10 protein-coding genes are annotated in these 12023 nt (G+C 70.1%); 9 read left to right on the top strand and 1 reads right to left on the bottom strand.

The window, feature by feature from the left end; all coding sequences use genetic code 11:
* Positions 1 to 4: 4 nt before the first annotated feature.
* Positions 5 to 646, bottom strand: a complete 642-nt coding sequence (locus tag CLV68_RS20895) for a lytic polysaccharide monooxygenase auxiliary activity family 9 protein (RefSeq protein WP_121392603.1) — start codon at positions 644 to 646, stop codon at positions 5 to 7.
* Positions 647 to 880: 234 nt separating this feature from the next.
* Between CLV68_RS20895 and CLV68_RS20890 the strand changes: the two genes are divergently transcribed.
* The 9 genes from CLV68_RS20890 (at position 881) to pqqB (ending at position 11920) form a co-directional block, all read left to right on the top strand.
* Complete coding sequence (locus CLV68_RS20890; RefSeq protein ID WP_170224494.1) at positions 881 to 1870, top strand: M4 family metallopeptidase; 990 nt, start codon at positions 881 to 883, stop codon at positions 1868 to 1870.
* A 105-nt stretch (positions 1871 to 1975) separates the two neighbouring features.
* On the top strand, positions 1976 to 2386 hold the full coding sequence (locus CLV68_RS20885; protein ID WP_121392601.1) for an ATP-binding protein: 411 nt from the start codon (positions 1976 to 1978) through the stop codon (positions 2384 to 2386).
* 287 nt (positions 2387 to 2673) lie between these two features.
* Positions 2674 to 6768: a DUF7507 domain-containing protein gene (locus CLV68_RS20880; protein ID WP_147460088.1), complete on the top strand. Its 4095-nt coding sequence runs from the start codon at positions 2674 to 2676 to the stop codon at positions 6766 to 6768.
* Positions 6769 to 7120: 352 nt separating this feature from the next.
* Positions 7121 to 8854: a hypothetical protein gene (locus tag CLV68_RS20875; protein ID WP_147460087.1), complete on the top strand. Its 1734-nt coding sequence runs from the start codon at positions 7121 to 7123 to the stop codon at positions 8852 to 8854.
* A gap of 81 nt (positions 8855 to 8935) precedes the next feature.
* Positions 8936 to 9028, top strand: a complete 93-nt coding sequence (gene pqqA / locus CLV68_RS20870) for a pyrroloquinoline quinone precursor peptide PqqA (protein WP_121392598.1) — start codon at positions 8936 to 8938, stop codon at positions 9026 to 9028.
* Positions 9029 to 9031: 3 nt separating this feature from the next.
* Positions 9032 to 9721 carry a pyrroloquinoline-quinone synthase PqqC gene (pqqC, locus tag CLV68_RS20865; protein ID WP_121392597.1) on the top strand — a complete coding sequence of 230 codons (690 nt, stop codon included), beginning with the start codon at positions 9032 to 9034 and terminating at the stop codon, positions 9719 to 9721.
* Positions 9718 to 9996 (top strand): pyrroloquinoline quinone biosynthesis peptide chaperone PqqD, encoded by a 279-nt coding sequence (gene pqqD / locus CLV68_RS20860; RefSeq protein WP_121392596.1) that lies wholly within the window; start codon positions 9718 to 9720, stop codon positions 9994 to 9996. Before pqqC ends, pqqD begins: the two co-directional genes overlap by 4 nt.
* The gene (gene pqqE / locus CLV68_RS20855; RefSeq protein WP_121392595.1) at positions 9993 to 11057 is read left to right on the top strand and encodes a pyrroloquinoline quinone biosynthesis protein PqqE; all 1065 of its coding nucleotides are present in this window, start codon (positions 9993 to 9995) and stop codon (positions 11055 to 11057) included. The genes pqqD and pqqE overlap by 4 nt, the downstream gene beginning before the upstream one ends.
* Entirely contained in the window at positions 11054 to 11920 is an 867-nt protein-coding gene (pqqB, locus tag CLV68_RS20850) for a pyrroloquinoline quinone biosynthesis protein PqqB (protein WP_121392594.1), read from the top strand. Before pqqE ends, pqqB begins: the two co-directional genes overlap by 4 nt.
* Positions 11921 to 12023 lie beyond the last annotated feature (103 nt).

The following is a 12023-nucleotide window of genomic DNA, read 5'->3' as shown; positions in this document are numbered from 1 at the left end:
CGGCCTAGTTGAAGAGCACGTCCGAGCAGGAGTAGAACGCCTCGCCGCTGTCGGGTTGGTGGCGTTGCCAGATCGAGAAGATCAGGTGCCGACCCGTGTGTCCGCCCGGGATCGTGGCCTTGAGCTGGTATGAGCCACCTGAGCGGGGCGGGTTGAGTTGCTTGTAGAACGGTGTGGCCTCCAGGTCGGACCACTTCAGCGGCTTGGTCGCGTCGTAGCCCTGCTTGGTCACGTACAGCTCGAACGTGCCCGGGTGCGCGGCGGTCGCCTTGTAGGTGAACGTGTACGCGCCCGTGGGCAGGGTGGTCGCCGGCCAGTCGGCGCGGGGGAGGTCGAGGCCCTTGTACTTGTCGCGGCCCGCGCTGCACAGCTTGCCGTCGGGGATGATCTGGCGGCTGTTGCCGTTGGCGTTGGGCTGGTTCACCTCGTCCCAGTCGTAGATCGGCCAGCTCTGCCCGACCTGGACCGCGGCCTTGCACGCGGCCGAGCGCGGGTTCTCCGGTCCCTCGGTGAAGCACTGGTAGATGCGGCTCACCGGGTTGCCCATCGATCCGTGGGCGGACGCGGGCGCGGCGACCAGCACGGTCGCGGCCAGCAGCGCCCCGGTCATGGCCACCACGGTGGTGGCGGCACGGCGGATGCCCATCTGCGGTCTCCTCTGCGGCAGGGAACAAAGGTCTAGACCATGATGACCCGCACGGCCGTCCGAAGTCCACTGTTGGGAATTCGCCAACCCCGGCGACCGGTCCACCTGGTTATCTGTTGACGCTGGTGAACCCTTGTGCCGCAAGCAGTTCCGGTCGACCCTGGATCCGAGCCGACAATCTTGGGGGACACCGTGGGAAACCGGACAATCCACGTACGTGGACTCATCATTGGTGTGGTCGCGAGCCTCGCCGTGGTCACCCCGGCGGACGCCCGACCCGCGGGCACGGGAACCGGGGCGTGGAACCAGAATCCGGTGACCATCGAGACGTCGCAGTCCGGGACCACCTACCTGATGCGCGACCCGCGGTGGCTCGGCCTGGACTGCGTGGACGCGGTCACCGGCACGGTGTTCAGCGGACCGGACGACACCTGGGGCAACGGCAACCCTACCGACCGCGAGACCGGCTGCGTCGACGCCTACTACGCCGCGCAGACCTTCCAGCGGATGACCGTCCGCTGGCTGGGCCGCAACGGCGCCGAGGGCAACGGGCGCCCCGGCCTCGGCCTCAGGGTGGGGGAGCCGCGGCAGGGCCTGGGCACCACCGGCCAGCGGATCTGGGTCGGCTACAACTCCGCAGGCCAGTGGGTCGGTTCCCTCGACCTGGTCGGCCGCGAGTACGGCAAGCTGATCGACCGCACGACACCCGGCGGGGCGTCCGGCAACGGGACCGGCGAGTTCGTCGCCGACGCGTTCGGCGCGGCCACCGAGTGGTTCAGTGGTCAGAGCACCGCGGACCTGCTGATCGGCGAACGGCCGAGCGCGAGCCCGCGCAACATGTCGAACCCCGCGGCGAGCGGTGGGATCAACTGCTACTCGGCCGCAGTTCCCACCTCCGAGCCGTACTCGGCTGCCGGGGTCGGCGACCACTGGTTCGCACTTCTAGCGGCCGGTTCGCGCCCCGACAACGGCTTGCCCGCTAGCCCTACCTGTGACGGAAGCACAATCCGCGGCATTGGAGTCGATAGGGCTATCAAGATTCTCTACGGCGCGATGCTTCGCAAGGTCACTGGCATGACCTATCAGAAGTACCGCATCGCCACGCTGAGGATCGCGCTTGATCTAACCCCGGGCGACTGCTCTGACTACAAAGCCGTCAAGGCGGCCTGGAATGCCGTCAGCGTCCCCGCCCAGCCCGGCGAACCGTCCGTCATCTGCGACTGAGCGTCCTCACGCGCTGGCAGCGGCGGTCACCCGATCAGCGCAGCCCGATGTGATTGGTTGAACCATCGGGTGTGGCGGAGCGCGACGGCGGGCAGTCCCTGGGACATGACGACCCACCAGGACCTGGCCGTGTTCAGCACGACCGTGCCCGCGCGGGCGGAGCAGCTGGCGCCGCTGCGCGGGCGCATCCGGGGTTGGCTCGCCGGGCTCCGGGTGCCCACCGCGGTGCGCCAGGACGTCGTGCTGGCCGCCCACGAGGCCATCAGCGACGCCATCGACCAGCCGCGCGACGACCGCGACGCCACCGTCACCCTGCACTGGGACCGCGACGTCGTGGTGCTCACCGCGGTCGACCACTTCACCTGGACCGCCCGCGCCCAGCACGGCGAACACCCCGGGGAGCGGCGCCTGCGGGTCATCAGCCGGGTCGCCGAGCGGGTCGACCTCGACATCGACGCCGACCGGGGCACGTTGACGGCCTACTTCAGCGTGCCGCGAGTGATCCAATCGCGGTGATCATGGAACCGTTACAGCACCGATCTCCCTCGATCCGGTGCAAGGTCGGGAAATCGGGTTAGCCCTCCCGGCCGAATTCGGAATAGATCGGTGACCACCACCCGGACCTTAATCACCATTGGCCACTCTTCCGGGTGGACAGTGGCAGCCGGCGCCGTTCGCCGCCGCACCGGCCCTAGTCTTTGAATCCACCCAGGGAACTTCCTGGTTGGTCCGACCATGTGGTGAGGTGCGGGATGTTCAAACGCAAGTCCCCAGAAGCGGTGGATGGGCCTTTCCCATCCACCATGACCCGCAGATCCGGCGCGAAAGCCGCCGTCGTGCTGCTGGTGCTGGCGACCCTGGTGTCCACGGGTGGCCCCGTGCTCGCCGACCCGGACCCGGTGGACCCCGCTCAAGTCGAGATCACGGCCGAGCCGACCACCGAGTCCGAACTGTCCGATCCCGCGTCCCCCACGCCGTCCACCGGGGATTCCCCAGTGGACACCCAGCCCGTCGAGGAGCCCCCGGTCGAGAGCGCGCCGGTGGACCCGGTGCCCCCGGCGGAAACCCCCTCGGGTGAACCCCAGAAGGAGCCCGCGGTCGAGCAGGCCCCGGTCGTCGAGGAGGCGCCGGGCGTCCAACAAGAGGTCGGTCCGCGTGCGACAGTCGACCTCGCGCTGAGCGTCTACGCCGCCGAGGCCGCTAACGCGGGCGCTCCGGTTTCCTGGACCCTGACCGTTCGCAATAACGGCCCCGGGTCGGCATCGTCTTTCACTGTTACCGACACCTTGCCCATTTCCGTAACCGGGGCCGCTAGCCCTACCGCGGGCTGTTCGGTAGCCGGACTTCTCGTCTCTTGTGCGGGCGGCGCGCTTGCCGCCGGTGCCTCGGCCACGTTCCGAATCAACGCGACCACGCCGACGCCCTTCACTTTCCCACTCGTGAATAACGCGTCGGTGGCGACTGGCCCCACGGACAGCGACTCCAACACGGGCAACAACGAAGCCGTCACCGTCACCACCACCGCGGCCCCCGCGCCGTCGGTGGCACTTCTGGCTTCCGCGAGCCTGAATGACACCAACGGCAACGGTGTCGGCGACATCGGCGAGAACATCACCTACGCCCTAGAGGCGCACAACCAGGGCAACGTGACCCTGTTCAACCTCACCGTGCAGCACAACGGAGCGGGCACCGTCACCTGTGCCGCCACGACGCTGTCACTGGGGCAGAGCACCACCTGCTCCGCACCGGCTCACGTGGTCAACGCCGCGGACGTCACCGCGGGCCAGGTGGTTACGTCCAGCACGGCCTCCGCGACCGCGCCGGACGGGGAACTCGTCGCGTCCGCGCCCACCGTCACCAACATCCCGACCTTCGCCGCGGCGCCCGCGATCGACCTGGTCCGCACCGCGAACCTGATCGACACCAACGGCGACACCGTCGGCGAGGCGGGCGAGGAGATCGACTACCGGTTCCTGGTGTCGAACTCGGGCAACGTGCCGCTCACCGGCGTCGTCGTCACCGGCGACGACCTGACCGGCAACCCGTGCGCGGGCGTGATCACCACGTTGCAGCCCAACCAGACCGTCGAGTGCGTGCGCCCGACCAGGTACGTGATCACGGCGCAGGACGCGGTGAACGGGTCGGTCGCGCACACCGCGACCGTGAGCGGTGTCGCCCCGAGCGGCGCGACCGTCACCTCGGCCCCGTCGACCTCGACCACGCCGACCTTCGTGCCCGCGCCCGCGCTCACCATCTCGCAGACCTACACCCCCGGCGACGAGAACGGCGACGGCCGCGTCGAGGCGGGGGAGACCGTCCGGTTCCAGGCGACCATCACCAACAACGGCAACGTGGCGCTGAGCAACGTCAACGTCGTCATCGTCACCGGGGCGCAGTCGCCGTCCGGGTGCGCGCCCGCGCTGGTCGTCCAGTCCGGGGCGACCGCGGTCTGCACCCAGTCCATCCCGTACGTGGTGACCCCGCAGGACGCGGCGGCGGGCGTGGTCACGCGCGCCGTGCGGGCCAGGGGCACCTCCGCGGGCGGCGTCGTGGCGCTGTCCGAGCCGGTCACCTCGTCCATCCCGGTGTTCGTGCCGAGCCCCTCGATCGGGCTCACGCACACCGCCCAGTTGATCGACGCCAACGGCAACGGCCTCGGCGACCTCGGCGAGCTGATCCAGTTCAGCGTCACCATCAACAACACCGGCAACGTGACCCTCACCGACGTCATCGTCGAGGGCGTGCTCAGCGGCAACGCCGAAACGCTCTGCCCGCAGGCGTCGATGCTGCCCGAGGCCAGCGCCTCGTGCCCGCGCGGGCTGTACACGATCACCCAGCACGACGTCGAGGTCGGCGCGGTGCTGGGCATCGGCACCGCGGTCGGCACCGCGCCCAACGGCACCCGGGTCCGCTCGGTGCCGATCACCGTCAACATCCCGGTCTTCGACCCGGCGCCGGTGCTGGGCCTGGTCAAGGACGACATCCTGGTCGACGGCAACGGCAACGGCCTCGCCGACGCGGGTGAGCCGATCAACTACACCTTCGCGGTGACCAACGTCGGCAACGTGACCGTCACCGGCCTGAACATCGTCGACCCACTGCTGACCGGCACCACCTGCCCGAAGACCACGCTGATCCCGCAGGAGAGCACCACCTGCACCTCCAACGCGCCGCACATCACCACCACCGCGGACGTGGCGGCAGCCGAGGTCGTCAACGTGGCCACCGCCCGCGGCACCGCACCGGACACCTCGGTCGTGGTGTCGCTGGAGTCGCGCACCAACACGCCCACCTTCGTCGCCGTCCCCGGCCTCGCGCTCGACAAGATCGCGGTGCTCGGTGACACCAACGGCAACGGGCTCGCCGACCTCGGCGAGAACATCCAGTGGTCGTTCCTGGTGGTCAACAACGGCACCACGCCGCTGTTCCGGCTGCACATCGTCGACCCGGTCGCGGGCCTGGTCACCTGCCCGATCACCGACCTGGCCGTGCTCGCGGCCACGACCTGCGTGGCCAACGCCCCGCACCCGGTGACCGAGAGCGACATCCTGCTCGGCGAGGTCGCCAACACCGCGCTCGCCGTCGCCGACCTGGGCGACGCGGGCCAGACCGAGGTCGTCTCGCCGCCCGACTCGACGGTGACGCCGACCGCGGGCCCGAACCCCGGGCTGACCCTGTCGAAGCGGGCCGACCTGCAAGACCTCAACGACAACGACCTGGCCGACAAGGGCGAGTACATCAACTACTCGTTCGTGCTCACCAATACCGGCAACCTGACGCTCACCCAGATCCGGGTGGACGACCCCAAGGCCGGGGCGGTGACCTGCCCGGTGGCCATCCTGGTCCCCGGCGCGAGCACCACCTGCACCGCGGCGCCGTACCTGGTGACCGGTGACGACATCGCCGCCGGGATCGTCCGCAACGTCGCGGTCGGCTACGGCACCCCGCCGGTCGGCCCGGTCGTGCAGACCCCGCCCGCCATCGCCGAGGTCCCGATCGCGTACCCGGGTCTGACCCTGGACAAGATCGCCACCCTCGACGACGTGGACGAGGACGGCTTCGCCAGCGTCGGCGAGACCATCGTCTACACCTTCGTGCTGGTCAACATCGGCAACGTGCCGATGACCGACATCCAGGTCGACGACCCGAAGGCCGGTGTGGTCACCTGCCCGGTGACGACCCTGCTGCCGGGGGAGACCACGACCTGCTCCTCGGAGCCGTACGAGGTCACCGAGGCCGATGTCGCGATCGGGGTCGTGCACAACGAGGCGACCGCGTCCGGGCAGCCCCCGGGCACCGACCCGCCGTACGTGACCCCGCCCGACACCGCGGACGTGCCCACCACCGAGATCGTCTCCGGTGAGGACCCGAACGAGGCCGCGGACGCCCCGGCGATCACCCTGGTGAAGTCGGCCGCCCTGCGCGACACCGACGGCGACGACCTGGCCGACGTCGGCGAGCTGATCGACTACACCTTCCTGGTCACCAACACCGGTGACGTCGCGCTCAGCGGCATCCACGTCGACGACCCGAAGATCACCGACGTTGTCTGCCCCGACACGACCCTCGACCCGGGCGAGTCGGTCACCTGCGCCAAGCTCGGCTACGTGGTCACCCAGGCCGACGTCGACTCGGGCACCGTGCACAACGTGGCCACCGCCTCCGGCGACACCGGCGGCGGCGACACGGTGACCTCCTTGCCGTCCGAGGCGAACGTCCCCGCGGACGACGTCGTCCCCGGCGGCGGAGACGCCGAGGAAGCCGAACCCGCCGCCCAGGGCGGTCTCGCCGCCACCGGCACCACGGCCACGGTCGCCCTCTTCGGCTGGTCGCTGGTGTTCATGGTCGCGGGCGTGCTCGTACTGCTCGGCAGCCGCGATAGGCGCAAGAAGGCATAACCAGAGCTAGACCCACGTTCGGCTTCGGCCGGATGTGCTGACGCTGTGGCCCGCGGGGATCTCCACCCCCGCGGGCCACAGCGCTGTTCCCGCCCTCCCGCGCCGAGGCGATCACTCCTCTGATCGCCTTATCGACTATGCACTATCAAGATAACTAGTAATATAGTCCGGTCTGCCCGTGAGATCCACGGAACCAGGCACAAAGCAGCACGGGACGGGGGTGGTCGACCTGGCGCCGCCGGACTGATGGCCACGGCGTCGAGCACGGTCGGGGGACTTACCCCCGCGTTCCTTGACCGTCGACCAGCGGCGGCCGCCTACTGTCCTCGTGGAGCGGACACGGCAGGACCAGGTGTCGAGGAGTCGGAGCGCGCCCATCCGGGATCCGCGGCTCGCGGGGGTGCTCGCCCTGCAACGCGCGGCGGGCAACCGCGCCGTGGCGAGCCTGATGCCCGTCCAGCGGGTGATCGATGTCGGGGGCGCCGACCTGGTCGACGTCCTGGCCAAGAACCCCGCCCTCGTCGCACACGCCCAGAAGCGGGTGGCATGGGCTCGCCGCCACTCGCGCCGCGCCGCGGCAGGCGTCACCTCGGTCGACCACGCGTGGTGGTTCCACAAGCACATCCAGCCTGAAGTGCACCGCCTGACCTGGGACACGTTCACCGGCTACCTGCACAGCCCGAACACGACCATCACCGTCAGCGCGGTGGTGGGCAGCATGCCGTTGACCCGCGCGGTCGTGCAGGCGATCAACGTGCACCGAGCCCGCTTGGCGCGAACGCCCGGCCGCGACTTCGGCGTGCTCCCGGTGTCCAAGCGGCACCCGTGGGACAGCCACGTCGAGGCCAGGTTCGACCGGGACCACGTCGCGCGGGAGCTCGACCTCAAGCGCAGGCAGGTCCACCTCAGGCACGTGGTGATGTCGTCGTGGTTCCGCACGTTGCCCGCCGTCCTCGGTCGCGTGCGGTTCATCGATCCCGCTGATCAGGGCATCGCCGCGGTGGCGATCAACTCCCTGACCGCCCGGCTGCGGCTGCTCTCCGGCGAGCGCGCCCCGGACCTCGGTGACGAGCTCGCCGCCGCCGCGCTCGGCTTGACCCGGGCGCTCGACCTGTGCGAGTTCAACCTGAACCTGGGGCACGGCCCGCAGAACACCGTCATCGGGTACGCCTCCCGCGGCTGCACCGAGCTGGCCCTGCGGGTCGCTGCCGAGAAGGAGCGATTCGACTCGATCGGTGCGCTGGCGGGCGCGGTCACCGCCAAGATCCGCGCGGCCGCCCACCACGCGGGCCAGGACGCCGTCGAGGCACACCTCGCCGAGCACGAGCCGCTGGAGCTCCTGACCGGGATGCTGCCCGCGGTCGACCCCCTTCCCCGTTCGGTCGTGGTCGAGGCCCTGCACGAACTGGCGTTCACCCTCGGTACGGACCTCATGGCCCAGGACGAGGGCAAGCCCGCGCACACGGGCGGTGCCGACCGGTTCGTCCCCCGTGTGCAAGGCGTGCTGGTGCCCGTCGGTGAGTCCGTCTACTCGATGGCCCGCACAGCGCAGCACGGGGCGGTCCCCGAGTCCGCGCTCACCGAGCTCGTCGCCAGGTTGACGACCATGGTCGCGGTCTTCGAGGCCATCGCCGCGGAGACGGCACCCAGGCGGCGGATCGCCAAGCGCACCGCCAAGCGGACCGCCCGCGAGCCGAAGCCCTTCCAGGAGCGTCCCACGGTCGAGGTCAGGGCGCCCGTGGTGTTCGGGAAGCCCGCCGAGCGGGAGAAGGAAGTGGGGCGCGAAAAGGAGGTGGAGCGCGAGAAGGAGGTGGAGCGGGAGTCGCCGGTCGAGAGCAAGGCAGCCGTGGCGACCGGGTCGCTGCTCACGGGCTCCCCGGTGGGCGAGCGGCGACCGAAGCGGACGTTGGCGAACCTGGGCGACCACCCGGACGACGTCGCGGGCAGGTGGTCGGAGCGGACCAAACGCAGCCGTGCTGCCGCGCCGAGCACCGACTCGACCGCGGACGACGGCAGTGGCACCCCGCTGATCGAGCGCTGGGAGTCGGACGAGGAGCCGGAGAAGTCCGACGAGTCGACGCCCTGAGGCGGTCCAGCGGCGGTCCAGCGGGGCTCAGGGTCGGGTGGTCATGCTGGGTGGGTTGGTGTCCCGAGGGAAGGAGCGACCATGGGTGACGACCGTGAGCCGTGGGTTGTCCCGGAGTTCGATGACTACGACACGCCGATGGAGGTCACCGCGTACGTCGCGCGGCAGGACTAACCGTTGACGGAGCCCTTGGCGCGGGAAGAGTTTCTTGCGGCGTTGCGTGCGCTTTCCAGTCGTTACTGGGGTTCGCATCCCTTCCACGTGCGCATGCACGCCGGGACCCTCACCCCGGCCGAACTACGCACGTGGGCGGCGAACCGGTGGTACTACCAGAGTGTCCTACCGCGCAAAGACGCCGCCATCATCAGCAACTGCCCTGTCCCCGAGGTTCGCAGGCTGTGGCTAGAGCGGATCGTCTACCACGACGGCGCCGGTGACAATGAGGGCGGCAGGGAAGACTGGCTCCGGTTGTGTGAGGCGCTGGGTCTCTACCGCGCCGAGGTGCTCGACGAACGACACGTGGTGCCCGCGGTGCGGTTCGCGGTGGACGCGTATGTGACGTTCGCGCGGACGCAGCCGTGGGTGATGGCGGTGGCGTCGGGGCTTACCGAGATGTTCGCCGGGCACCTGATGCGCCGCCGGATCACCGATGTCCTCGCGCACTACGAGTGGATCTCGCCGGACGACCTCGCGTACTTCACCACCCGGGTCGAGGCCGTGGCAGGCGAGGGCAAGCAGGCGGTCGACCTGGTGCTCGCGCACTGCCGCACGCGGGCCGAGCAGGACGCCGCCGTGGCAGCGTTGGCGTTCAAGTGCGACGTGCTCTGGTCCATGCTCAGCGCCATCGACGCGGCGGGGGCCCGGTGAGCGCGTGGGCGCCGCTGCTGCGGCGGGGTGCGCGACTGGGGTTCGACACCGTGCGGCGAGCCCCAGTCGTGCTCTTCCCCGAGGGTGTTCTCGTCCTCAACGCCACCGCGGCGGCCGTCGTCGGCGCGTGCGACGGGGTGGCCACGGTGCCGGACATCGTCGGCGGGCTGGCCGGGCGGTACGCGGACGTGCGCGACGACGACGTGCTGACCCTGCTGCGCGGGCTCGTCGCGCGCGGCGTGCTGCGCCCCGAGGAGACCGGAGGGACCGGATGACCGCGTCACCCCCGTTCGGCATGCTCGCCGAGCTGACCCACCGCTGCCCGCTGCACTGCCCGTACTGCTCCAACCCGCTCGACCTGGTCCGGCGCGACCGTGAGCTGAGCACCGACCAGTGGCGGTCCGTCCTCACCCAGGCCAGGGCGCTGGGCGTGCTGCAAGTCCACCTCTCCGGCGGCGAACCCCTTGCCCGCCGTGACCTGCCCGAGCTGGTCAGCCACGCGCACGGGCTCGGCTGCTACGTCAACCTCGTCACCAGCGGCTTGGGCCTGACCCACCAGCGCATGGCCGATCTCGCCCAGCGCGGCGTCGAGCACGTGCAGCTCTCGGTGCAGGCCGCGGACGAGGCGCGGGCGGACATCATTGCCGGAGCGCGTGCCGCTAAGCACAAGAAGGTGGCTGCTGCTGCCATCCGTGAGGCAGGTCTACCGCTGACAGTGAACGTTGTCTTGCACCGTCGTAACCACGACCAGGTCGGCGCGATCATCGACCTGGCGGAGGAGCTCGGCGCTGACCGGTTGGAGTTGGCGAACACCCAGTTCTACGGCTGGGCGTTGCGCAATCGGGCCGCGCTCATGCCGACCCGGGCCCAGCTCGACGCCGCCGAACCGGTCGTGCGGGCTGCCCGGCGGCGGCTCGCGGGGCGGATGGAGGTGGTCTACGTGCTGGCCGACTACCAGGACCGGCTCCCGAAGCCCTGCATGCACGGCTGGGGCGCGCGGCAGCTGACCGTGGCGCCCGACGGCACCGTGCTGCCGTGCCCGTCCGCGCACGTGATCACGTCGTTGGAGTTCGACAACGCGACTGAGCGGCCGCTGGCCGAGATCTGGTACGAGTCGTCGTCGTTCAACGCCTACCGCGGCGAGGAGTGGATGCGTGAGCCCTGCCGGTCGTGTGATCGCCGTGGTGTCGACCTCGGTGGTTGCCGCTGTCAGGCGTTCCTGTTGACCGGGGCGGCGGAGAACACCGACCCGGTGTGCGCGTTGTCGCCGCACCACGGCTTGGTCGAGCGGGCGGTCGTCCCGGTGGTGGACGTGCCGTTCGTGATGCGCGGATGAGGGTCGTCGTCCTGGGCACTGCGGCTGGGGGAGGGCTGCCGCAGTGGAACTGCGCGTGCGAGCTGTGCGAGCGCTCTCGCGAGGGTGACTCTGCCGTGCTTCCGCGTTTGCAGGACTGTGTAGCGGTAAGCGCGACTGGTCGGAACTGGTACCTGCTCAACGCTTCCCCGGACCTACGCGCCCAGATCATTTGCACACCAGAGCTTGCGCCTGGTCCCGGTAGGCGCCAGACCCCGATTCGTGGTGCGCTGCTTACCGATGCCGAACTTGACCACACTCTAGGGCTGGCATTGCTCCGTGAGGGTCCACTGACGGTGTGGGCGCCACCTCCGGTGCTTGACGCTGCCGCCGTGCGGCCGCTCGTCGCGCATTACCAGCGCTGGGACTGGTTTCCGGCAGATGGCACCTTCCGGTTGGACGAGGGGCGCCTGGAATGCGCGGTGTTCCCGTTGTCCGGCAAACGACCCCGGTACGCGACGGGCGCGGCAGACGCGCCGGACTGGGTGGTCGCGTACCGGATCACGGACGTGGGCACCGGCGGGTCGCTGGTCTACGCGCCGTGCCTGGCCGCGTGGCCCGACGGGTTCGACGAGTTCACCTCGGGCGCGACCTGCGCGTTGCTCGACGGCACCTTCCTCGGTCCGGACGAGATGTCCACCACCACCGGTCGCGGTGACCAGCGCGGCATGGGGCACTTGCCGATCGTCGAGTCGCTCGCTCTGCTGCGACCGGGTTCGACGCGCTGGCTCTACACGCACCTGAACAACACCAACCCGGTTGTCGCCCGGGACTGCGCGGCCAGGGGCCGGATCGCCGTCGCGGGGGCGGCGGTCGCCGAGGACGGCGCGCGGTACGAGCTGTGATCGGCGCAGCCTACGGGAACGGCGCCGGGCAAGTCAGGGGCCAATGGCGGTTGCCGTCTCCACGCGTAGCCGATTGACTGCCGTGATCGGGAACGTTTCACCG

This window comes from Actinokineospora cianjurensis (assembly GCF_003663795.1).
Taxonomy (GTDB): Bacteria; Actinomycetota; Actinomycetes; order Mycobacteriales; family Pseudonocardiaceae; genus Actinokineospora; species Actinokineospora terrae.
Note: the sequence above shows the minus strand (reverse complement) of the source record. Positions and strands in the feature narration are given on the sequence as shown.

Bases quoted from the DNA above. Each gene is read 5' to 3' on its own strand.
- pqqE (WP_121392595.1), top strand. From the start codon at position 9,993: ATGACCGCGTCACCCCCGTTCGGCATGCTCGCCGAGCTGACCCACCGC.
- CLV68_RS20895 (WP_121392603.1), bottom strand. From the start codon at position 646: ATGGGCATCCGCCGTGCCGCCACCACCGTGGTGGCCATGACCGGGGCG.
- CLV68_RS20885 (WP_121392601.1), top strand. From the start codon at position 1,976: ATGACGACCCACCAGGACCTGGCCGTGTTCAGCACGACCGTGCCCGCG.
- pqqB (WP_121392594.1), top strand. From the start codon at position 11,054: ATGAGGGTCGTCGTCCTGGGCACTGCGGCTGGGGGAGGGCTGCCGCAG.
- CLV68_RS20880 (WP_147460088.1), top strand. From the start codon at position 2,674: ATGACCCGCAGATCCGGCGCGAAAGCCGCCGTCGTGCTGCTGGTGCTG.
- pqqA (WP_121392598.1), top strand. From the start codon at position 8,936: ATGGGTGACGACCGTGAGCCGTGGGTTGTCCCGGAGTTCGATGACTAC.